General features: G+C 30.3%; 22 protein-coding genes and 4 tRNA genes. 16 read left to right on the plus strand and 10 right to left on the minus strand.

All coding sequences use genetic code 11. From position 1 onward, the window contains the following. Window positions 1–11 precede the first annotated feature (11 nt). Window positions 12–2,153, minus strand: a complete 2,142-nt coding sequence (locus MK851_RS14090) for a TonB-dependent receptor plug domain-containing protein (RefSeq protein ID WP_320244472.1) — start codon at window positions 2,151–2,153, stop codon at window positions 12–14. Between the two features lie 95 nt (window positions 2,154–2,248). On the opposite strand from MK851_RS14090, the gene MK851_RS14095 reads away from it, so the two are divergent. The 10 genes from MK851_RS14095 to MK851_RS14140 all read left to right on the plus strand — a co-directional run bounded on the left by MK851_RS14095 (window position 2,249) and on the right by MK851_RS14140 (window position 14,943). Continuing rightward, window positions 2,249–3,151: a DUF6607 family protein gene (locus tag MK851_RS14095; RefSeq protein ID WP_115900944.1), complete on the plus strand. Its 903-nt coding sequence runs from the start codon at window positions 2,249–2,251 to the stop codon at window positions 3,149–3,151. An 81-nt stretch (window positions 3,152–3,232) separates the two neighbouring features. Further along, entirely contained in the window at window positions 3,233–5,656 is a 2,424-nt protein-coding gene (locus MK851_RS14100; RefSeq protein WP_320244474.1) for a TonB-dependent receptor, read from the plus strand. A gap of 6 nt (window positions 5,657–5,662) precedes the next feature. Continuing rightward, a complete protein-coding gene (locus tag MK851_RS14105; protein WP_320244476.1) occupies window positions 5,663–7,156 on the plus strand; it encodes an ankyrin repeat domain-containing protein in 1,494 nt (497 codons plus the stop codon). An 11-nt stretch (window positions 7,157–7,167) separates the two neighbouring features. Further along, window positions 7,168–7,641 (plus strand): DUF2271 domain-containing protein, encoded by a 474-nt coding sequence (locus MK851_RS14110; protein WP_320244477.1) that lies wholly within the window; start codon window positions 7,168–7,170, stop codon window positions 7,639–7,641. A gap of 28 nt (window positions 7,642–7,669) precedes the next feature. After that, entirely contained in the window at window positions 7,670–9,847 is a 2,178-nt protein-coding gene (locus tag MK851_RS14115) for a PepSY domain-containing protein (RefSeq protein WP_320244479.1), read from the plus strand. 194 nt (window positions 9,848–10,041) lie between these two features. Beyond that, window positions 10,042–10,257: a hypothetical protein gene (locus MK851_RS14120; RefSeq protein ID WP_099213850.1), complete on the plus strand. Its 216-nt coding sequence runs from the start codon at window positions 10,042–10,044 to the stop codon at window positions 10,255–10,257. Between the two features lie 26 nt (window positions 10,258–10,283). Further along, window positions 10,284–11,378: a hypothetical protein gene (locus MK851_RS14125; RefSeq protein WP_320244482.1), complete on the plus strand. Its 1,095-nt coding sequence runs from the start codon at window positions 10,284–10,286 to the stop codon at window positions 11,376–11,378. 65 nt (window positions 11,379–11,443) lie between these two features. Beyond that, window positions 11,444–13,537 (plus strand): histidine kinase, encoded by a 2,094-nt coding sequence (locus MK851_RS14130; RefSeq protein WP_320244483.1) that lies wholly within the window; start codon window positions 11,444–11,446, stop codon window positions 13,535–13,537. Window positions 13,538–13,540: 3 nt separating this feature from the next. Continuing rightward, the gene (locus MK851_RS14135; protein WP_303507064.1) at window positions 13,541–14,290 is read left to right on the plus strand and encodes a LytR/AlgR family response regulator transcription factor; all 750 of its coding nucleotides are present in this window, start codon (window positions 13,541–13,543) and stop codon (window positions 14,288–14,290) included. A gap of 95 nt (window positions 14,291–14,385) precedes the next feature. Continuing rightward, on the plus strand, window positions 14,386–14,943 hold the full coding sequence (locus tag MK851_RS14140; protein WP_320244485.1) for a YqgE/AlgH family protein: 558 nt from the start codon (window positions 14,386–14,388) through the stop codon (window positions 14,941–14,943). A gap of 6 nt (window positions 14,944–14,949) precedes the next feature. On the opposite strand, the gene MK851_RS14145 is transcribed toward MK851_RS14140, so the two are convergent. Further along, complete coding sequence (locus tag MK851_RS14145) at window positions 14,950–15,780, minus strand: aminotransferase class IV (protein WP_320244487.1); 831 nt, start codon at window positions 15,778–15,780, stop codon at window positions 14,950–14,952. A 103-nt stretch (window positions 15,781–15,883) separates the two neighbouring features. Continuing rightward, window positions 15,884–16,267, minus strand: coding sequence for an START-like domain-containing protein (locus MK851_RS14150; protein WP_303507071.1), 384 nt, complete (start codon window positions 16,265–16,267; stop codon window positions 15,884–15,886). Between the two features lie 104 nt (window positions 16,268–16,371). Between MK851_RS14150 and MK851_RS14155 the strand changes: the two genes are divergently transcribed. After that, window positions 16,372–16,445: transfer RNA gene (locus MK851_RS14155), tRNA-Met, on the plus strand. A 38-nt stretch (window positions 16,446–16,483) separates the two neighbouring features. On the opposite strand, the gene MK851_RS14160 is transcribed toward MK851_RS14155, so the two are convergent. Further along, a complete protein-coding gene (locus MK851_RS14160; protein WP_320244490.1) occupies window positions 16,484–16,915 on the minus strand; it encodes a GNAT family N-acetyltransferase in 432 nt (143 codons plus the stop codon). A gap of 86 nt (window positions 16,916–17,001) precedes the next feature. Between MK851_RS14160 and MK851_RS14165 the strand changes: the two genes are divergently transcribed. Further along, entirely contained in the window at window positions 17,002–17,391 is a 390-nt protein-coding gene (locus MK851_RS14165; RefSeq protein ID WP_320244493.1) for a GNAT family N-acetyltransferase, read from the plus strand. A 112-nt stretch (window positions 17,392–17,503) separates the two neighbouring features. Next, window positions 17,504–17,659 (plus strand): hypothetical protein, encoded by a 156-nt coding sequence (locus MK851_RS14170; RefSeq protein ID WP_320244496.1) that lies wholly within the window; start codon window positions 17,504–17,506, stop codon window positions 17,657–17,659. 347 nt (window positions 17,660–18,006) lie between these two features. On the opposite strand, the gene MK851_RS14175 is transcribed toward MK851_RS14170, so the two are convergent. Together MK851_RS14175 and MK851_RS14180 are read right to left on the minus strand one after the other, a co-directional pair. Then, entirely contained in the window at window positions 18,007–18,528 is a 522-nt protein-coding gene (locus MK851_RS14175) for a hypothetical protein (RefSeq protein WP_320244497.1), read from the minus strand. 329 nt (window positions 18,529–18,857) lie between these two features. Further along, on the minus strand, window positions 18,858–19,052 hold the full coding sequence (locus tag MK851_RS14180) for a cold-shock protein (RefSeq protein WP_303507078.1): 195 nt from the start codon (window positions 19,050–19,052) through the stop codon (window positions 18,858–18,860). Between the two features lie 525 nt (window positions 19,053–19,577). On the opposite strand from MK851_RS14180, the gene MK851_RS14185 reads away from it, so the two are divergent. Next, window positions 19,578–19,650: transfer RNA gene (locus MK851_RS14185), tRNA-Gly, on the plus strand. 41 nt (window positions 19,651–19,691) lie between these two features. After that, a tRNA-Gly gene (locus tag MK851_RS14190) sits at window positions 19,692–19,764 on the plus strand. Window positions 19,765–19,795: 31 nt separating this feature from the next. Here MK851_RS14190 and MK851_RS14195 read toward each other — a convergent pair. Further along, a complete protein-coding gene (locus tag MK851_RS14195) occupies window positions 19,796–20,443 on the minus strand; it encodes a rhomboid family intramembrane serine protease (RefSeq protein ID WP_320244499.1) in 648 nt (215 codons plus the stop codon). An 89-nt stretch (window positions 20,444–20,532) separates the two neighbouring features. On the opposite strand from MK851_RS14195, the gene MK851_RS14200 reads away from it, so the two are divergent. Continuing rightward, complete coding sequence (locus MK851_RS14200; RefSeq protein WP_320244501.1) at window positions 20,533–21,444, plus strand: lysophospholipid acyltransferase family protein; 912 nt, start codon at window positions 20,533–20,535, stop codon at window positions 21,442–21,444. 82 nt (window positions 21,445–21,526) lie between these two features. On the opposite strand, the gene MK851_RS14205 is transcribed toward MK851_RS14200, so the two are convergent. The 3 genes from MK851_RS14205 to MK851_RS14215 all read right to left on the minus strand — a co-directional run bounded on the left by MK851_RS14205 (window position 21,527) and on the right by MK851_RS14215 (window position 23,847). After that, window positions 21,527–21,602: transfer RNA gene (locus MK851_RS14205), tRNA-His, on the minus strand. 55 nt (window positions 21,603–21,657) lie between these two features. Then, on the minus strand, window positions 21,658–22,374 hold the full coding sequence (gene bshB1, locus MK851_RS14210; RefSeq protein ID WP_320244502.1) for a bacillithiol biosynthesis deacetylase BshB1: 717 nt from the start codon (window positions 22,372–22,374) through the stop codon (window positions 21,658–21,660). Window positions 22,375–22,437: 63 nt separating this feature from the next. Further along, complete coding sequence (locus MK851_RS14215) at window positions 22,438–23,847, minus strand: MATE family efflux transporter (RefSeq protein WP_320244504.1); 1,410 nt, start codon at window positions 23,845–23,847, stop codon at window positions 22,438–22,440. Window positions 23,848–23,945 lie beyond the last annotated feature (98 nt).

A 23,945-nucleotide genomic window follows, 5' to 3' on the forward strand; every position in this document is an offset into this window, starting at 1 on the left:
TGTTATTGATTTTAAAATTTAATATTATATAATAGTTTTAAATAGTATGAACGACCATAGCCTAACAATAGAGAGTTATTGTTTGTTGCATGTCCGCCTGTTGTAGCTGCGTTACTTACATTAACACTGGTAACATCAAATAAATTTCGGGCTCCTATTGTTGCTTGTAATTTTTTATTTAAAAATGATTTTTGCACAGAAGCATCTAACCAATTATAAGCCTGTGTAGTTGTTTTTGTGAAAACTGAATTTTTATTTTCATCTGTACCTGAAGCTATATAGTTTTGTTGTTCTCCGTTATGCTTTAATAATAAAGTTATTACTGTATCCCAATTTTTTATTTCATAGCTAGCACTCGTAGTTAATTGAAATGAATACAAAAAGTCATTTTCTGCATTTATTTCATTGTTAGCTACCTGGGCTATACCTTGTAAATTAGCACCTATATTAAAGGACCAATTATTTGCTTTTATTGTATTTCTTGAAGAAACTCCCCATAGTTTATAAGCATCAATATTTATGTATTGATATTGTAGAGGTGACGAATTAACAATTGCTAAATCTATTTTATCTTCCAGATTTAAATAGTCTATTTTTAAACTATTTAACAATGATATATTAGAATCGTCAAACCAACTTCTTTTCTTTAAATTAATGGAAGCAGAATATCCACTTTCGGGATTTAAATTTTCATTTCCTCTTACGTCATGATTAGAGTCAACAAAATAATAATATAGCTCTTGAAAACTTGGAGTTCTATACGAAGTACCTATATTACCTCTAAGTTCAAATCCGTTTTTAAATAAATAACGAGCACTTAAAGAGCTTTGTAATTTAGAATGAAATAAAGAATTGTATTCATACCTTAAGCCAGGACGAACCATTAAGGCATCTGAAAATTTTATTTCAGAAGAACCAAATAGAGCATAGTTACCCTGAGTACGTGTTTTATCTTGTTGAGTAACTTCTCCAGAAGCCTGTGTATCAAACCCTTCTATATAACGAGCTTCATAACCTAACTGAAAATTGTGACGATTACTTTTTATAAAGTTTGAAATAGTACCTTTTGAAAAGAAAACATTGCTTGATTGATATACTTTATCTTCCTCATTTGTTTTATTTCCAGATAAAATAAAATAAGTAAACTTATTTAAACGTCGTTTTTGTGTTTGATAAGAAGCTGATAAGGAATAAGGACTCCCCGATGCTAAAACCCCATTTAAATTAATATTATTTACAAATCTCTCTGTTTTGAAAACACGATCTAAAGCAAACGGATTGCTAGTTTGTGAGTCTACATCAATATTGTCATCAACTTTTGGATTGTAAAAGTTTACATTATCATTGTAGTAATTGAATTTATAACTCAAATTAAGTTGATCTTTTTTATAATTCAAAAAACCAGTGGCATTTACCTGCTCTTTCGGCAACCAACTATAACCTCTTAATAAATCATTCTTATAATAATCTCTTCCTTTTCTATCATCTAAAAAACCTGTAAAATCTGTTCTATTAAAACTCACTCTACCAAACCAGTTTTCAGAAAAATTATGAGCTACATTAACACTCTGTATATGTTTTCCTTCGTTAAATAAAGCATACTCATTACTTACAGTTTCTTCTTGTATTGCCGCTTGAAGACTCCATTTATTTTGAGATGATTTTTTTGTTATAATATTAATTACTCCCGATACCGAATTAGCTCCGTACTCAACTCCCATGGCTCCTTCAACCAATTCTATACGCTCAACATCATCTAAATTTATTTGAGTTAAATCAATGTTATTTCCAATTCCGTTATCACTAACTAACGGAACATTATCTATTAAAATATTAAAGTATTGAGAATCTAGACCAAACATTGAGATAGTTGATTTACCTGATTGAGAGTTTGGAACAACTGTTAAGTTTAGTTTAAAATTTAATACATCCGCTAAATTATTAGCTGCTTGACTTTCTATTTGTTTTTTATCTATAATAGTTACATTATATACCGATTTTTTAATCGATTTAGGATTGTACTGCCCTGTTATAACAACCTCATCCAATTTATTATAATGAATACTGTCACGTCTTACCTCTTCTTTTTCTTGTGAAAAGACTTGACACGCTAAAAGCATCAACAAAAAAACAATTCTATTATTTAGAAACATTCTTAATAATTTTTCTGCAAATATATTCTTTATTTTTAACCAATCTAAATAAAAGTTATATTTTTGTCAGAAAATAAATTCAAACAAAACTCACGATGAAAAAAATACTATTAGGTAGTTTATTAATACTATCTGCACTTACAGTTAACGCTCAAAACAAAAAGAAAAAAGATAGAGCTGCTATAAAAAAAATGTGTGGCTGTTATGAAGTTACTTTCAACTTTGCTGAAACATTTAATAACAGTAAAGACTCTCTTTATAAACCTTCCAAAACAAAAACTGATAAAGCTTTAGAGTGGGCTGAATTAATTGTTGATGAAAATGATAAAATTTCAATTCAACACTTACTACAGGTAGGAAATCCTGCAAATCCTCATATTGTAAAACATTGGAGACAAGATTGGCTGTACGAAAACACTGATTTTTATATGTTCAATGGCAATAACAATTGGTTATATGAAAACAAACCAAAATCAGAAGTAAAAAAACAATGGACTCAAAAGGTATATCAAGTAGATGATAGTCCACGATACGAAGGTTCTGCCACTTGGGTTCATGTAGACGGAAAAAGCTATTGGGAAAATACTACAGATGCACCTTTACCAAGAAGAGAATACACAAAAAGGAGCGATTATAATGTAACTGAAAGAGGTAACCGTCATGAAATCACAAACTACGGTTGGTTACATGATCAAGATAACAAAAAAATTATAAGAGAAGAAGGTAAAAAAGATATTGTTATAGCTCATGAAAAAGGATATAACACGTACGTAAAAGTAGCTGATAGCAAATGTAAAGCTGCAAAAGATTGGTGGAAAAAAAACAGTACGAAATGGCAAAAAGTTAGAAATAAATGGGATGAGGTTTATGGAAGAAATACTAACCTTTCTTTAGAAACTAAAGTAAATAACAAACCTTTATATAAACATTTATTTTCAGAAAAAACTTCAGAAGAGCAACAAATAAATGAAACAATAGAATCTTTTGTAAAAAAATAAAAGTGCTTCAAAGCATTTTATAGTTATACCTAAACGAAAAAATTAAATATTTTAAAAACAAATCTCTCAAAGAGGAAAAAAATGAGAATTATTGCAACCGTACTACTTTTATGTAGTTGTATTCAAACAATGTATAGTCAAGCAACTCTACAAGGAGTTGTAAAATCAGAAAACAATGAAACTATTCCTTATGCGAATGTATTTATTAAAGGAACTAAATTAGGAGCCGAAACCAATGAAAATGGTCTTTTTACTATAACAAATGTTCCAAACTCTAATCATAAACTTATTGTAAGCGCTGTAGGGTTTAATCAATCATCACAAAAAATTGTGGTAAAAGAAGACATTAAAAATTTAGTTTTTATTTTAAAATCAGACACTCAACTTGATGAAGTTGAACTTTTTGGAGCAAGAGACAAAAGAGCTGAGAAACTAGAAACGCTTACAAGATTACCCTTAGCTCCTAATGAGCAATTACAAAGTATTTCAGTATTATCACACAAACTTATCGATCAACAAAATGCCTTAAGCCTTAGTGATGTTACCAAAAATGTAGCTGGTGTGTATACCTTTGCTACTTACGGAAACACCAAAGAAAGTATGTCATTAAGAGGTTTTAGAGGGATTCCGTTACTTAAAAATGGTGTTCGTATTAATTCTGATTTTAGAGGAACTGGAGTTATTACCGATATGGCTGGTGTTGACAACATTCAAGTATTAAAAGGAATTTCTGCCATTAGCCAAGGTTTAGGTGGTGATTTAGGTTCTGCCGGTGGAGTGATTAATGTAGTTACCAAAACTCCTAAATTTTATACAGGTGGTGAGGTTACTTTTAGAGCAGGAAGCTTCGGAAAACTACGTCCTACTTTTGATGTTTATGGACCTATTGATACTAATAAAAAACACGCCTTCAGAATTGCTGGTTCTTATGATAAAGCAGATAGTTTTAGAGACCACGTTGGTTCTGAACGTTTTTACGTAAACCCTTCATACGCTTGGAGACCAGACGAAAAAACTACTATTACATTAGAAATGGATTATATGCATGATAGCAGAACTCCAGATCAAGGAACTCTTAACTTAGGAGCTTACGATGTAAACAATATTTATAAATTACCTAACAGTAACTTTATGGGATATGATTCTGATAATGCTACAACCAAAAACTTAACCTATGCCATTAGAGCAGATAGAAAACTAACTGACAAAATAAGCATAAAAGCAGGATATTTTGTTTCTGATTTAGATATTGATACTGAAACTTCTTACGCTTTTCAAGGAGACTCTAGAAATGGTTTACCTATTTTACCAGACAACCAACGTTACAGAGAATACTATGCTTCTGGAAGAAAAGATAATAACAGTGTATTACAATTAGATTTGGTAGGAAAAGATGTAGAAACAGGTTTCTTAAAACATACTTTCCAAATTGGTGCAGATTTTAGAACCTCTGAATTTGACAACATAGCCTATGCTACACAGTATGCCTCAAACAATCAATACGCAGATATTATAGATGTATTACAACCTATAGATAACACACTTCCTAACGGAATTAACATTACACGAAACCCTGTAAAAGACTCAGGATCAAGAACAGAGTCTTACGGAATTACCATTCAAGATAAAATAAGCCTTACTAATTGGGCTGATGTTTTCTTAGGACTGCGTTATACCACTATGAAAAGAACTAGAGGTAGTTTTGCTGGAAAACCCATAACCGAACCTAAAAGCGATGATGCTTTTAATCCACTCATAGGTTTTAACCTAAAACCTAATGAAAATATTATCATTTTTGGTTCATATGCTAGCAGCTCAGACCCTAGAACCTCTTTTTATACGGATGTTGACGGTAACGAATTAGGTACAGAGCGTTGGGATCAAATAGAAACAGGGATTAAATCTACATGGTTCAACAATGCTTTACGTTTTAATGTTACTACATTTTATACCTCAAGTAAAAATTTAAACTTACCTGTTTATGACAATGCTGGTAATAGTTTAGGTTATTATACACAAGGAGGTGATGATGTAAGAAATGGTGTAGAAGTAGAAGTAATAGGTCGCTTACTTCCTAATTTAGAAATTATTGGAGGTTACTCTTATTTAGATGCTAAATACAAAGATCATGCATCATATTATTACAACTCTCGTCCAATGAACACGCCAAAGCATACAGCTAACTTTTGGGCACGTTATGCATTTAAAAAATCTTTAGATGGTTTATCTATCGGTGCCGGAGCTTATTATTTAGGAGAACGTCCGCACAATGTATGGTCTAGAAACTATACACATACAGGGGTTATTCCTGATACAAAGCCTTTCGATTTAAATTCATACACTACAGTTAATGTACAAGCTTCTTACAAATTCAATGAGAACTTAAGTATTGATATATTTGGAAATAATATCTTTGACGAGGTAGGCTACAACGCTTACCGTACAAGTTATATTAATAGAATAGAGCCTGCTAGTTTTGGTTCAACATTACGTTATAAATTTTAATTTATTATGAAAAAACAACATATAATATTTGCCTTTGTACTTTTTATGAGTACAATTCAAGCACAGACAAAAAATATATTTTTTGAAAGATCTTTTTGGCAAGAAAAACCTACTATTCAACTCGTTGAAGAAAAAATAAAAGAAGGAAATAGCGCAACAGCATTAAACCCAAACGGGTTTGATGCTGTTACCTACGCTATCTTAGCCAGTGCTCCAAATAAAGTAATCAAACATTTACTTACTAAAAAAGGAAATGATGTTAACAAGATAACACACGATAAAAGAACTTATGTTTTTTGGGCTGCCTATAAAAACAATGTTGAAATTATGAAGCATTTGATAGCTAATAATGCTCGTATGGATTTAAAAGACTCTCATCAATTATCTCCATTAACTTTTGCGGCGAATGCAGGGCAAACAAATAAAGAAATTTATGAACTTTGTATTCAAAACGGAATTGATATAAAAACAGATGTTGACGAGCACGGAGCTAATGCTTTATTATTAGTACTACCAAGTTTAAAAGATTTATCGTTTGTGGACTACCTTACTTCAAAAGGGTTGAGCTTACATAATGTTGACAAAGATGGTAATGGTGCTTTTAACTACGCTGCTAAAAAAGGTAATAAAGAAATTTTAACTCTTTTAATAAAAAAAATATTGCCTTATAAAAACCTAAATAAAAAAGGAGGTAATGCTATGTTATTAGCTACTCAAGGTTCTCGTAGTGGTTATAACTCTTTAGAGTTTTTTAAATATTTAGAAAATTTAGGTATCAACCCTAATATTACTAATAAAGACGGAAAAACACCGCTTCATAACTTAGCTCGTGGAAACAAAGACCTCAATACTATTAACTATTTTCTTAGCAAAAGTGTAAATGCTAATCAAGTTGATGAGAACGGAAATACTCCTTTAATTATCGCAGCTAGTAGAAACTCTTTAGAGGTTATTAAGTTATTATCAGAAAAAACAAAGAATATTAACCATACTAATAAAAGAGGACATTCAGCACTTACGTACGCTGTTGAATACAACTCAGAAGCTGTTGTAGATTATTTAGTAAAAAACAAGGCAGATATTCAAGTAAAAGATGACAAAGGAAACTCTTTAGCTTATTATTTAGTTAAAAGTTATCATCCTAAGAAGGTAAACGATTTTAATGAAAAAATGAGTCTTTTAGCGAATAACGGATTAAACTTAACACAACTTCAAGCCAATAAAAATACGTTGTTTCATATTGCTGTAGAAAAAAACAACATCGATTTACTTAAAAAAATCAATACTTTAAAAATTGATGTGAATGCAAAAAATAGCGAAGGCTTAACTCCACTACATTTAGCTGTAATGCAGGCTAATAATACTGCTATAATAAAGTATTTACTAAGTATTGGAGCTAACAAATCAATAACTACTGATTTTGATGAAACAGTACACGATTTAGCTAAAGAAAATGAAATCTTAAACAAGAAAAAAATAGATATTAGCTTTTTAAAATAAATCAATATAAAATGAAAAAAATCATAGCTCTTTTTATAACTGTATTAACATTAATGGCTTTTAATACAAATGATAGCGCCACATACAAATGTATGATTCAGATGAAGAATTATACTGGTGAAGGTGCTTACATTGCTATTTCATTATTAAATCCTAATGGAGAATACGAACAAACATTGTACGTTCAAGGTGACGATGAAGAATGGTACTCTGACATTACCGAATGGTGGAAATTTCAAGGAAAGGTTCGTACTGATATTGACGCTATAACTGGCGCAACAATTAGTGGAGGTAACAGAGCGATTACCGTATTAAAAATTGACAACGATAAAATTGATAAGGGATATAAAATTAGATTTGAATCAGCTGTAGAAGATCAAGAATATTACAAAGACGATGTAGAATTTGAATTAACTACCGATAATCTTAAAGGTAAATTTGAAGGAAATGGGTTTATTCGTTACATCCGCTTAATGCCTCAATAATTTTACTAAATAGAAATAGCTAACAAAAATGACCACTTCTATATGGAGATATAGCCACTTAACTTTGGCTATATCTTCTTTCCTTTTTTTACTTATTGCTTCATTAACAGGTATTATTTTAGCTTTTGAACCTATTTCAAAACAGCTTTCAGACTATAATATTTCTAACACAGAAGAAATTACACTTGCTCAAACAATTTCTGTACTGCAAAAACAATACGACGAAGTAATTTCTATCTCTGTTGACGAAAATGATTTTGTATCAGCTTCGGTAGTTACCAAAGAAGGAAAAAGTGACACATTTTATGTAAACCCAACCACAGGTGAAAAATTAGGTGATATCGAAAAAAAGAAACCAATTTTTCAATTCGCCACTAGCCTACACAGATCTTTATTTTTAAAATCTACAGGAAGGTTTATTGTTGGCTTTATTTCTTTTTTACTTTGCTTAATTGCTACCACAGGGCTCATTCTAATTGCCAAACGACAAGGAGGCTTTAAAAAGCTTTTTTCTAAAGTTGTAAAAGAGAATTTTGAACAATATTACCACATTATTATTGGTCGTTACACGCTTATCCCTCTTATTATCATCACGCTAACAGGGGTATATTTATCGTTAGATAGATTTTCTGTTTTACCTGTGGAAAAAATCAATCACTCTTATGATTTTTCTTTAGCTTCTTCAAAAGAAAAAATAACACTTCTTGAATTTCCAGTATTTAAAAACACTACTTTGAATGAAGTAAAAAGTGTTGAGTTTCCTTTTTCTGAAGATGAGGAAGATTACTTTTTTGTAAAACTAATCGATAGTGAATTAATCGTTCATCAGTATACAGGAACTATCATTAGTAAAGAAAACCTTTCATTAACCAGCATCCTTTTAAACTGGAGTTTGTTATTACACACAGGAAACGGAACTATTGTTTGGTCAATTGTATTGTTACTTTCTTCAATATCTATCCTATTTTTTATCTATTCAGGGTTTACTATGACCTTAAAAAGAACACCGAAAAACTCACTTCCTAAAAATAATATTAGTAAAGACAATGCAGAAATTATCATTTTAATAGGTTCAGAAACAAACAACACCTACCCTTTTGCTTCATCTTTGTACAATGCTTTAATTAAAAACGATAAAACTGTTTTCGTCGACATCTTAAACAATTATACTTCGTATAAAAATGCGAAACATCTAATCATATTAACTTCAACTTACGGAGAAGGTGAAGCTCCTTCTAACGCTACAAAATTCTTACAATTAGTTCAACAAACAACTATTCAAAACAACATCAGCTATTCGGTAGTTGGTTTTGGCTCAAGAGCATACCCTCATTTTTGTCAATTTGCTATTGATATAGATATTACACTACAGCAACTTCCTAAGTTTAAAACTCTTGTATCTGTTTATAAAATCAATAATCAATCATTTCAAGATTTTAAAACTTGGGGACATTTATGGAGTGAAAAAACTAGCATACAGTTTGAACTAACACAAGAGGTAAAAAAGCATAAAAAACAACAAACTTTTATCACAGTTTCTAAAACTAATTTAAATAATGATGATTCCTTCTTAGTTCGCTTACAGCCAACTAAAAAAATTCGTTTTAACTCTGGTGATTTGTTAGCTATTACTCCTAAAAAAGACAATATTGAACGCTTGTACTCTATTGGAAAAATAGATAATGATATTATACTAAGTATTAAGAAACATGAACTTGGAATATGTTCTAACATACTTTATCAACTACAGGAAAACGAAATAATTCAAGCAAATATTCAACAAAATAAAGATTTTTATTTTCCTAAAAAAAATAAAGAAGTAGTATTAATTGCTAACGGAACAGGCATCGCTCCTTTTTTAGGAATGCTGCAACATAAAAACGGTACTAAAGCACATCTATTCTGGGGTGGTAGAACTAAAGAGTCGCTAAGAATGTACGCTCCTTTGTTAAAAAACATAGAACAAAACAATATTCACATTGCTTATTCTCGAGAAAAAGAGAAAGAATATATACAAGATTTGTTATTAAAAAAAGAAAGTATAATTACTACTGTTTTACAAAACGGAGGAACCATTATGATTTGTGGTTCTATCAAAATGCTAAAAGGTGTTGAGAAGGTATTAGAACAGATAACTTCAAATAAACTAAATACTTCTTTAGACTACTTTAAAAAGAATAATCAAATTAAAACGGATTGTTATTAGAAGTCTGTTGGCTAAAACTATTATTTTCTAATTTCAAATCACCTTTCCCATCAACCAACTACTGACTACTGACTACTGACTACTGACTACTGACTTATAAAACAACGAATTCTAATTTATCTACTACGAATTCTAATTTACTCCAAATTAGCCTCTACATCTGTGGTAATTTTGATCATATAAAAACAACAATTATGTGGTCAAACAACAATTATTCATCAGTATTAAAAATGTATTTGGAGAAATACACAAGTTTAAAATTACAAATAAACACAAGCGGATTAATCGCTTCTGTTGAAAAACAAGAAAACGGTCAGTGGATTAACGACCGAAACCTTCCTAACATTTTAAATAAACTATCATCTAGTATGAACTTAGGAAAGGATGTAACCATCATTTTACAACAATAATTATATTAACCTTAAAACAAAAAACTATGAAACAAAACATTTTAAAAGTAGGTACAGTAATGGGATTACTACTACTAATCGGAGTATTTTCAAGTTGCAACAACACAAAAAGCGACAATAAAAATCAAGAACTGGGAAACATTGCTACCACTGAAGAAACAATTGAAAAACCAGCTGTAGAATACAGAAAACCTGTAGTATTTATTACAGGGAACGACAAAGGAAATAATCATTTTTATGACAGTGCCAGAGTATATTTTAAAGAAAAAAACTACGAAATAATTAATGGTAAGTATTCAGTAGAAGAAATTATTTCTTGGATGAACAACAATGCTACTGAAAATCCTTACGGAGAAGTTCATATCGTAAATAACAACAATCCTTTCCGAGCAATGAATTTAGAAACTGTAGTTAATGGAGATAAAGTAACCGCTGAAACGTTGCAAAAAACAATTACTAAAGGTGCATTACCCTCAGTAAAAAATAAAGCTATTACAGATGATACTAGAATTATTTTTCACACCAATCAATTGGCTGAAAACACTGATTTAGTAAACACTTTAAAAAGTGCTTTTATAACTGAGAATAAAGTTCCTCAAATAGTTGCATCACCATACTACAATGTTTTTGGAGGTGAATTTTCAAATCATTATTTAGCACAACCGTACTATGTATTTTATCCAACAGCTAATTCACCTGGAAAAGTAGATTTATCAAAAGAAATTGCCAAAAAATATCCAGAAGAAAAGGAAATTTCTTGGTACGATGCTTTAAACAATGAAAGAGAGCGTTATGTAGGTGAACCTTATACAATTCATTATACTATTCCTGTAAATCTAGAATTAGATTATCATAACTCTGACAACGAAATTCCTCACTTTGTAATGCAAGAAGAAATCATGGATTTTATTGCTAGCGAAGAAGATTTAATGAAAGAAGTTGAAAAAACAAACATTCCTGTAGAGAAGTTTAGATGGAGCTATACTGTAAAAAACAGTCAGTTAATTATAAAAGGTAAATCTTCTGCTTTATGTGTTTTAAAACCATTAACGAAACCTTACGGAGAGTTAGAGCATGTAAAACCAGATACTAATAATAAACGTTTATATGCTATGAAGTAACTAATAATTGTTGAACAAACTTCATTATAAATAGAAGAAAGTTGAAATAATTACTTCTATTTATAATGAAGTTTAATTTAAGTATTTTTGCTATAATGAAAACCCAATATCATATTACAAAAACAGCTATAAGCAACAGCTTTGTATTGAGTACTCAAAAACACTCTATACAAGATTTTGTTTTTTTATTACTAGGCTATTTTTTTTATGGACTGATAAGTGTTTCTGCTCAAAACCAACCTTTAAAAACTTACACCAAAAATAATGGGTTACCTAGTTTATATATAAAAAGTGGTACTCAAGATAAAACTGGTTATATATGGTTAGCTTCCAATAACGGACTAATTCAATTTAATGGAAATGAGTTTACAACTTTTACTACAAAAAATGGATTAATTTCTAACAACGTTAATACCATTTCTTCAAAAGAGAATACCATATTTATAGGTACTGATAAAGGTTTAAGCATAAAAAGTCATCATGGATTTACTAATTTTGAAGGCAACAATGTTAACTGCATTTTAACCGTTAAAAACCGTACTTTTTTAGGTACTAATAAAGGAATTGTTAGAGTTCGTGAAGACTACCTCTCACCTCTTCGTACCAATTTTCAAATTGATTTAAATCAGGTAAACGATATGGTGTTTGATGGAAAGTTTTACTGGATAGCTACCAATAAATCTTTGTGGAAACTCGATAAACTCATCAACCCAAAAACTTTAAAAAGAATTGATGTAAATAACTACACTTCTCTTTTAATTGACGAAAAAACTGTAATTGCAACCACTTACAATAAAGGTCTTAAGTTTATTAGAAACAACGAAGTAGAAACACAAACCATCACTGCGCAAAATGTTATTGAAATTAAAAAAATCAATAATCAATTTTGGGTTATCTCTGAGGATAATGGTATTGAAGTACTAGATGCTAATTTTAATTTCGTTAAAAACATTAATAAATATAACACCTTAACCACCAATGAAATTACTAGTGCTTTTCAAGATAATGAAAATAACACATGGGTTTCTACAAAAGATAAAGGAGTTTACTTTATTAAAAGTGATAAATCAGTACAAAAAAAGCCAACTATTTCTTTTGAAAACATCCAGGTTGTTTTTACAACCTTAGATAGTATTAACATTAATAACTACAACAAAACCCTTCAGCTTCCTGCTAATAAAAACCATATTTCTTTTTCTTACAAAACTATAAACATTAATAACTCAAATAAATTAGAGTATCGCTATACACTCAACGATAAAAAAAGCCCTTGGAGTACTAAAAGTGCCATTGATTTAGCTTATTTAGCTCCAGGAAACTACACCTTTTTAGCCCAATCAAGAATAGGAAAAACAAAAAGTGATCCTATTGAGTTTAGTTTTTTTATCGACACACCTATCTATAAGAAAAGCTGGGTCATTTGGTCTAGCGTTGGATTAGCCTGTTTAATTTTAACTCTCATTATTTGGTCATACATTCGAAGAATTCAAGCTAAGAATAAAACTAAAGTAGCCAAGCTAGAGCTGGAAAACTATTTAATATCACTAGAGCAAAAAGCATTACAATTACAGATGAATCCGCATTTTATTTTCAATGTTTTAAACGGAATTAAGGCATTAGGTAATTCGGGTAAGTCGGCAGAATTAAATACTACCATTAGTAAGTTTGCCACACTTTTACGTGGTGTTTTACACAACTCTAGACAAGAAGAAATTAGTTTAGCAGAAGAAATTACAACGTTGAAAAACTATATTGAACTGGAACAACAGATGAACTCAAACACCTTTGAGTATTCTATAATTACAAACCTTACCATAGATTCTGAAGAAATTTTAATTCCGCCAATGCTTATACAACCTTTTGTTGAGAATAGTATAAAACATGGAATTTCTTCTGTAGAAAATGGAAAAATTGAGATTAATTTCTCTGCAAAGAAAGACCTTTTACATTGTGAAATAGTAGATAACGGGATTGGAGTTCATCAATCGAAAGAACTAAAAAAAGTAAGCTCACATAAATCAGTAGCATTAAAAGTTACACAAGAGCGTATTCAAAACCTCTCAAAAAAGAGTACTATTTCTATTAATGAAATATATAATGAAGAGAAAATAATAGGGACTAAAGTACTTTTTAAAATTCCTTTAAAAACTGATTTTTAAAACATGACAAAACTTACTGCAATTTTAGTAGATGACATGCCTACTGCTTTAAATATGTTGCAAAACGACCTTACTCAGTTTCATCCAGAAATTGAAATTATTGGCACTGCTAAAAGTGTGGTTGAGGCTTCAAAAGTTTTACGTAAACAACAACCAGATATTTTATTTTTAGATATCATGTTGGGTGACGGTACAGGTTTCGATGTTTTAGAAATTCACCCAAACCTATCTTCAAAAATTATTTTTGTTACAGCTAGTGACGAGTATGCTATTAAAGCTTTTAAGTTTGCTGCTATTGATTATGTACTAAAACCATATTCAAATGAAGACTTAACAAATGCCATTAGTAAAGCAAAAAATCAAATTAAACCCGATAAAGAACAGTTAACAGTACTTCAACAATCCATTACAAAACCGAGTCAACGTCCTAAAAAGATATCATTAAACACTGCTAATAAGATAATGGTGGTAAATTTAGATGATATTGTCCGTTGTCAGTCAGATAATAATTACACTGAGTTTTTTATGAATGATGGACAAAAAATATTGGTTGGAAAAACTCTAAAATACTTTGCTGACATGTTAAAAGAATTAGATTTCTTAAGAGTTCACCAAAGTCATCTAATTAATATTCAGTTTATTAAAGAATTTATAAAATCTGATGGTGGTTATTTAGTTTTAAAAAACAAAACAACGGTTCCTGTTTCAGTTCGTAAAAAAAATGAAGTTATTAGCGTTTTAGAAAAAATGTAATTACCGTTTTTTTCCTATTTCCTCAGGTTTTTTAACACTTTTGTTAAAGTTTTATTAATTTTTTATTTACCTTAGTGTTTATAAACTAAAAAAATATGGTTGCATTTAAACCGGAAAAAGGTAGGTTATTAATTGCTGAACCAGCAATTTTAAATGATAGTTCTTTTAAAAGAGCTATTGTTTTACTTACTGAGCATAATGAAAAAAGTTCAGTGGGTTTTATTTTAAACAGACCTTTAGACCACGTACTTAGCGATTTAGTTCCTGAGATAGACTGTGATTTTACAGTATATCAAGGCGGACCAGTAGAACAGGATAATTTATATTTTATTCATAAAGTTCCACACTTGCTTCCTAATAGTATTGAAGTTGCAAACGGTATTTACTGGGGGGGAGATTTTGAGCTTTTAAAAGAGTTATTAAACAATAAACAGTTAAAGGCTGGTGATATTCGTTTCTTTTTAGGATATTCTGGCTGGGGAACAAGCCAACTGGAAGAAGAATTATTAATGAATTCTTGGTTTATTGCGGAAAACGACTACGAAAATATTTTAACCGCCAATGATCAAAATTTTTGGAAAGACAAGTTACTCCAACGAGGTGGAAAGTATAAAATTTGGGCTAATGCTCCTAGCGATATTCAAATGAACTAGCCCTAGCTAGCTAGTTACTATTGCAAGCTTTAAGCTACTTTTTATTTTATTTGTTATCTCTGTTGAAAACTCTTTTTTACGATAATTGGTAACTGATTGAATTCCAACAATAGCGTTAGTTATAAAAACTTCATCTGCTTTTTGAATTTCAAAAGGAGAAATAGTTGTTTCTTCTATTGTATATTCTGGATGTTTTTCTATAATTTCAATTACTTTTTTTCTGATAATTCCTTTAATACAGCCTTCAGTTAAAGCGGGAGTTTTTATAACAGCTCCTTTTATAATAAAAATATTACCATTAATAGTTTCAACAACACCTTTACGTTCATTTAGTAAAATACAATTATCTAAATCATTCTCTCCAGCAAAAACAGCAGCCAATGTATTTAACATTCTGTTTGTTGTTTTAATTGTTGAAAGTAACCCTGAATAATTATAAAAATCTTTAAACACATCCATTCTATACACCTTTTTTTCAGTGTATTCTAATGGAGCTCCTTCAATTATATAGTCTATCTCATTTGTAACGGGTGTATATAAACCACCATCTTTTCTAAAAACAGTTAATCGCACTCTATAAGTAGAAGATTTAGGTAATTCTTTTACTACTTTAAGAATTTCTTCTTGTAAAAATTCAAGGGTAAACTCCATAGGTATCTTCATACGAAGCATTCGCATTGATGCCATTAACCTAAAATAGTGGTCTTCAACAAAAACAACTTTACCATTTAATACTTTAATTGTTTCAAAAACAGCATCGCCATACTTAAACGCTCTATTCTTTGTTGAAATCTGTACTTCGTTATCAGAAATTAAAGTTCCATTAAAGTTTACCATTTCTTAAAATTTTAATTGCAAACTTACAATTTAGGTGAATATTAGCCACAAAAAAACTCGACAAAATTGTCGAGTTTATCTTTTAGCCTTTTTTCCTTATATGTTAAGCCCCTATTGTATGTTTCAATTCTTCTATTTGGTTTTGCCAAAGCATTTTTGCTTCTTCCGCATCATCTTCATCATCGGCAAAATCTGTAACAATAACAGCAACATCTTTTGTTAATGGATCTACCTGTATTTTAAATTCAAAATAACTATCATCGCCTTCACTTTCAGTCCATTTAAACTTAATGCGTTCATCTGTTTTCTTGGTAATAATCTTTGCCTCTTCTTCAGAATCATCCCAAATAAAAGTAATAAGCTTTCCTCGTGAATTTACTCTGTCTGCAAACCATTCTTCTAAACCTGCTGGTGTTGCAAAATATTGATATAACATGCTTGGAGAAGCATGAATAGGAAACTCTAACTCAAATTTAACTTTGCTCATTTATTTTTTTCTTTAAGTGCCAATATATATAATTATTTTTTAAAAAAAAATTTAAATGTTTGTTGCCTAAAACTAAAAAGTAATTATATTTGCACCCGCAATCAGGCGAGGTAGCTCAGTTGGTTAGAGCGCAGGATTCATAACCCTGAGGTCGGCAGTTCAAATCTGCTCCTCGCTACAAAACCCAATTCATTCGATTTGGGTTTTTTTTTATGCCTATATTTCCATATACATTTTAAAATGAGACCCTACTTTTTGTACCTCAAACTCCTCTCCTATTATTGTAAAGCCCAAACTTTCATAAAACCCTACTGCTTCTTTTCTTGCATTACACCATAAAATAGTAATATCCTTACCCTTTAAAACACTTTTAGCTTTTTCTACTAACATTCTTCCGGCTCCCATCCCTCTGACCTCTGGTAATGTTGCCATTCCTCTTAATTGATATTGCTCTCCTTTAATAACATCAATTCTATTCTGTATAAAAGATGCTATACCTACCAATTTATTATTGTGAAAAGCTCCTAAATGAAAGCTCCTTTCATACTTATCTTCTTTAAACTTATAAGGTAGGTCAATGTTATTTCGTAAAACAGTTAATCGAATATTATAGGTTTCTTGAGCTGATATATTTTTTATTTTTATCATCTTAAATTTCTTTAATCCAAAAATACAGAATGAATATAAGTTTTAACCTAATTAGTAAAGAAGATATTCTTGCAATCCTTCCCCTTTTGCGTAAAGCAAATACTACTACACCGCAAGATATTTTAGAATCTCGAGTTTTGGAAATGGCTGAATTTTCTAATTATGAATGTGTAGGTGTTTTTGATGATGATAAGCTTATAGGTGTTTGTGGACTTTGGTATAGCACTAGACATTATATCGGTAAAAGTGTAGAACCAGACCATGTAATTATTGATGAAATTTATAGAGGCAACAATATTGGCAAACAACTTTTTAAATGGGTGTATAACTATACGAAATCTAAAGGTTGTGAAGCTGTTGAATTAAACACTTATACTGCTAACAGAAAGTCTCATAAATTTTATTATAACGAAGGCTTTGAAATATATGGTTTCCATTTTCTAAAAATTATAAGAGATGAACAATCTTTCTTTTAAGAGACTGAAAGAAAGTTTAAAATAAATAATATAAAACCTTACCTATATTACGGTTTTTTTTCTAGTATTATATTTTAAACACCCTAAATTTGAGAAACTTAAAACTTTTATTATGATAAAGAATATCTCAAACTTAGGAACTAATTTAAACAAAAAGGAACAACGATCTATTAACGGTGGTAAAGCACAATGTTTATTACCTGACAATACCTGTTCTCGAATTTGGTTTGGTTGTGCTGAACCGCAATGCCAGCCTCAACCTTTTTAAAAAACTAAGCGGGTTCTCCCGCTTTTTTCTCCTCCTTTAATACTTCAACCGTAAAATTTATACTTTTTATTAGAGCTACAAATCAAAAAAAATATTTTTTTGGCTTATCCTTACTTTTTTTACGTCTTTTTATTCTTTTATTAATTAAATTATAAGTAAATTTGTAGTACTTAAGAGACGTCTTAAGTTCTTTTTCATAGCAATTTTCCCACTCAATCTTTTTGAGTGGGTTCTTTTTATTCCTCATACTATAATTAAATTATACTCTTTGATATCAGGTAAACAAAATCTTTGATTATAAAAAAGTAATTTAATTAAGGTACTTGTGGTAATATTGTTAAATTATACTAATAAAATAGTTTGAATAAATAAGTTGAGTTATTACCGTATTCTGAAGCTTCTGATATATGTATTTTTATTGGTTCATTTTTTTTAATGATTTTTCCCAACTTACTCTTCTTTCTTATATTTATACCTCCTGATTTTAATATTGGCACACCTTTTCTAATAATTGTGCCATATCTATCTTGAATACTGACTAACACAAAATTGTAACTACCACTTCTAAATATAACTCCAGGTTTTCTATTATATTCAAATAAACTGAAATGGAAATATTTTTTATAATCTGTTATTCTAATTGTTAAATCACTATTATTAGTTGCACTATTACTAAACTTACCTGTTGTATAGTATCTTTTCCCTTTTTTATCAGTCTCATTTCCAAACTCATCAACAAAATTTATCTCATGCCATTGATTATATCCTATAGAGTTACTTGTTTGTGATTTTACATTATGAAAAGCTAAAGTCAAGATAATAATAACAAATTTAGTTTTTAACTTTATTTTTTTTCTTTTATTTTTCATAGTATATTTTTGTAGAATATTTTTGTAGAATATTTTTGTAGAATATTTTTGTAGAATATTTTTGTAGAATATTTTTGTAGAATATAAATATAAGAAAAAATTACCTCAAATTTTGTCAAAGAAATTTTTCAGTTTTTAGAGCTTCTTAAAACCTATAATAAAAAAACACAACATGCAACCAATATTTCTTTTATTACTCTTGAGTTCTGAGTTTGGATTACCTTTTATTTCAAAAGGTGATTCGCTTAAAAATTGAACATAAAAAAAGGCCATCTTTTCAGATAGCCTTTTCTATATAGTTATGTATAGGTTATAAACTAACCACAACTTTAATCTACAATTTCTACATTAAAAGCGTTTAAGCCTTTTTTACCTTGTTCGGTATCGTAACGTACTTTGTCATTCTCTCTAACATCGTCAATTAACCCTGAGTTGTGTACAAAAATATCTTCTCCTGATTCTGATGATGTAATAAACCCAAATCCTTTTGAGCTGTTAAAAAATTTTACTGTGCCTTCTTGCATCTTACTTAAATTTTAAATTATTATATAATGTTGTGTAAAAGAAGAACCTTTATATAACTATTTTATAATGTTGTTACACAGTTACAAAAAGCTATTATGCTATAAACACTTAAAAGAAATAAAGGAATAATGAAATAAAAAAGGCAAGAAGAGAATAAACTCAAAAAACTAATTACTATATACTACTTTGAAATAATTAAGGTGTTCTACTTGAACGTGACAAAGATAGTCTTTTTTTATTGATTATTTAGATATTAGTTCCTTTTTAAATTTTTAAATCATGTTCAGCATCATAACTTATGATAAACTACAAGAATATTGAAACAGGTTTTAGTGCATTTTATTACATAAAAAAATAGATTTTATACTCATCTCTATAAATACTCTTACAGCATATAAAATATTTAAAACCTTATATTATTCACTTTCTGAAAGTTATGTCTAAAAGGTAAATTCTTTGTTAATTTTTTTCAAAAAAGTCTTTGCAGATATTAGAAACAGTCTTATATTTGCAACCGCTTTACTGCGGGAGTAGCTCAGTTGGTAGAGCGTCAGCCTTCCAAGCTGAATGTCGCCAGTTCGAACCTGGTCTCCCGCTCTAATTAAAACACAGCAAGTAATTGCAAAAACTTTACCAATGCGAGAGTAGCTCAGTTGGTAGAGCGTCAGCCTTCCAAGCTGAATGTCGCCAGTTCGAACCTGGTCTCTCGCTCAAAAAAACCGAAACATTAGTTTCGGTTTTTTTATTTATTCATTTTTAGTTTATCTCCAAAGAAAAATAACCCCGCAATAATTAATGCCATAACACCAATCATTACCGTGTGATTTGTTATCACACTTGGTCGCAACAATAATGTTATTAAATACCCACCTATCGCTCCGCCTAAATGTGCTGAATGACCAATATTTCCCACTTGATTTTTCATTCCGTAAATAGAGTACAACAAATACCCAACACCAAAAACATATCCTGGAATTGGAACTGGTATTGGCAACATAATTAACTCCATACCTGGGTACAACATTATAGAAGAAAATATGACTCCTGATACTGCTCCCGATGCTCCAACCGCACTATAGTAAGGTACTCTTTTGTGTTGATACAACGAATACATACTTCCTGCTATTAAACTTGCAAAATAAATTAGTATAAAGTTTAATGTTCCAAAACTTGAATCAACCACTTTTCCAAATAAATACAAAGCATACATGTTAAACCCCAAATGCAACCAATCTACATGTAAAAAACCAGAGGTTAGCATGCGTATTTTCTCTCCGTCCAATATTTTTTGAACCTGAAATTTATAGCGATCAAAAAAAGCAGCATCGTTAAACCCTTTAAGAGATACTAATACATTAGCTACAATTAGTATAATAATAATTTGACTCATAGTTTTATATATATCCACAAACATAAACAAAAGTTAATAAAGTAAATCATTCATTAATTAATACGATATTTGCCTAAAATTAAAACTTAATGAAACTACTCATATTTATTATTGTGTATCCACTTATATGGATATTATCAATTTTACCAATGAGATTATTATATATAATTTCTGATTTTTTTCGCTTTATTGTTTTCGACCTTGTAGGCTACCGTAAAAAAGTTGTTATTGAAAACCTAAAAATGGCTTTTCCAGATAAAAGTGATAAGGAAATAAAAAACATTGCAAGAAAGTTTTATAAACACTTTGTCGATTTAATTTTTGAAAGCATTAAGTCTTTTACCATTAGTGAAAAAGAAATACTTAAACGCTATAAATACAAAAACCCCGAACTTGTTAACAAACTTGCAAAAGAAGGCAAAAGTATTGCTTTAGTAGGAGCGCATCAAGCTAACTGGGAATGGTCTATAAACACTCCTTTAGTTTTAGATATACCTGTTTTTGGAGCATATACTAGACTGGCTAATAAATATTTTGAAAAAGTAGTAAAAACATCAAGATCCAAGTTTGGTGTTACTGGTTTTAAAACTTCTGAAACCATAAAGGGAATTCACAAAAATTACAAAAACAACACACAAGGACTCTACATACTACTTAGTGACCAGTCTCCTCAAGTGCACAAAACTCACTATTGGTCTGAATTTTTAGGAGTAAAAGTTCCCATACATACAGGAGCTGAAATACTTTCAAAAAAATATGATTTTGTAGTAGTTAATTATGCTGCAAGAAAAATTAAGAGAGGTTATTTTGAAGTTGAGTTTGAACTGATAACAGATTCACCAAAAGACTTTGAAAACTATCAAATAACAAACAAATATTTAGAAATTACCGAACGAAATATTAGGAAACAGCCTGAGTTTTATTTATGGACACATAAGCGTTTTAAACATAAGGACAAATATGAGCAATGGCTAAAAAACAGAAAAGCTTCTCAGAAATAACTGAGAAGCTTTTTTTATTGCTTATCTAAATAAGTTTACCCCACAAAAAAAGCCTTTCTACTTAGAAAGGCTTTTGCTTTTTGGGTGAAAGACCGGGTTCGAACCGGCGACCTCCGGAACCACAATCCGGCGCTCTAACCAGCTGAGCTACAATCACCATGTAACTTGCGGGTGCAAATATACAAGCTTTTCATATTTTGGCAAAATTTTTTATTAAATTAATTTACTTAAATTTTCTACTGCCACATAACGCTCTGACGTAAAACCTTCTGCAAAATCAACTCCAATTAATCTTCCTAAATCTCTTGCTCTATACTCAATACTATCAGTAAAGTTTACACTAGTTATTGGTGTTTCTGGTTCGTTACTCTTAGGATCAAAAAACTGCGATGAGTACGCCATAACCGAACCTATCTTTTTATCCATAAAACCTGTAACATCTACTACAAAATCAGGTTCTATATTTTTCCATTGTATATAATGATATACTTGCTTTGGTCGCCACTTTTCTTGTTTAACTCCATCTAACGCTGTTTCTATTTTAAGTAAACCACTTAAAAAGCATGCATCAGACACTAACTTACTTCCTTTTGGGTGATCAATATGACGATCGTCAATAGCATTACACAATACTATTTCTGGTTGATACTTACGTATCATTTTAATAACTTCTAATTGATGCTCTCTATCATTCTTAAAAAAGCCATCTGCAAAGCCTAAATTTTCACGTACTGATATTCCTAAGATTTCACCAGCTATTCTTGCTTCATTATCTCTTAACTCAGCGGAACCTCGTGTTCCTAATTCTCCTCGGGTTAAATCGACTATACCTACTTTATTTCCTAACGAAATTTCTTTGGCTATTGTAGCAGCACACCCTAATTCAACATCATCTGGATGCGCTCCAAAAGCTAATATATCTAGTTTCATTTATTGTATTGTTTTATATAATACTTCCTTTAAAATAATTATAGCTAATTTACTAAATGAAGTTTACACTTTAACTGTTTTCCATTTTCCTTTTTTAAACATCCAAATACCGACAATGGCAATTAAAATTTCTGCTAAGGTTATTGCTAAAAAGACCCCAATAGGACCAAAACCTAACGTAATTGCCATAAGGTATGCAAACGGTAATTGGAATAACCAAAAACACACAAAATTGATATAGGTCGGTGTTTTCGTATCACCTGAACCATTGAATGATTGAATTACAACCATTCCGTATGCATACGCTATATATCCTGCCGCCATAATTTGTAAACACAATGCTCCATTTTCAACAACTTCAGAATTTTCAGAAAACCATCCTAAAAAAGTTGGGGCAAAAACTATATAAATCAATGATACTATTCCCATAAAAATAGCACAGTATTTACTGGTAATCCAAACAGATTTCTCTGCCCTTTCCGGTTGTTGTGCTCCTAAGTTTTGGCCTACCAATGTTGCTGCTGCATTACTCATTCCCCAAGCAGGCATTAAAGTAAACATCATTATTCGAATAGCAATTGTATATCCAGCAAGTACTTCGCTTCCAAATTCAGACATAATTCGCATTAAAAATACCCAGCTTGAAGTTCCAATAATAAACTGCCCTATTCCACCTAATGACACTTTAATTAAGTTTATCATTACTGAAGCTCTTATCACTAGATCTTTAACAACTAATTTTACTTTACCTGCCCCAAAGAACAATACTAGCAATTGTGCCACAACTGCTGTTCCTCTACCTATTGTTGTTGCTATAGCTGCTCCTTCTACTCCGTATGCAGGTATAGGTCCTAATCCGAAGATAAAAATAGGATCAAGGATAATATTTAATCCGTTTGATAAAATCAACGTCCACATTGCTATAGATGCATTTCCTGCTCCTCTAAAAATAGCATTGATTAAAAACAGTAACATTACAGTAATGTTTCCTCCTAACAATACTTGGGTATAACCAAAACCTTCAGCTATTAAGTCTGGCTCCCCTCCCATGAGTGCTAGTATTTCTTTTGGATATAAAATTCCTACAACACTAATAAGTATTGAAATAAATACTCCTAGAAAGATAACTTGTACTGCTGTTTGGTTTGCTCCTTCAGCATCTTTTTCTCCTGTCCTACGAGCAACTAAAGCGGTTGCCGCCATACTCAACCCTATCGCTACTGCATATACTAATGTTAGTACCGACTCAGTTAATCCTACAGTAGCTACTGCGTTTACACTTACCCTCGATACATAAATAATATCTACCAAAGCAAAAATAGATTCCATCAGCATTTCCAAAATCATCGGAATAGCCAATACAAAAATTGCCTTACGAATACTTCCTGTCGTAAAATCTTGCTGTCTTCCTAAAACAGCATCTTTAAAAAGTGAAAATATGGTTTGTTTTGATGTTTGATTGTAATCAGTCACTATAAAGTTTTATAAATACATAAAATTGTCTTAAAAAGAGTAAGACATAACTATTTGTTGCTGAGGCAACACCACTATTTGAGGCGACTTATACAATC

Source organism: Tenacibaculum sp. 1B UA (assembly GCF_033978845.1).
GTDB lineage: Bacteria > Bacteroidota > Bacteroidia > Flavobacteriales > Flavobacteriaceae > Polaribacter.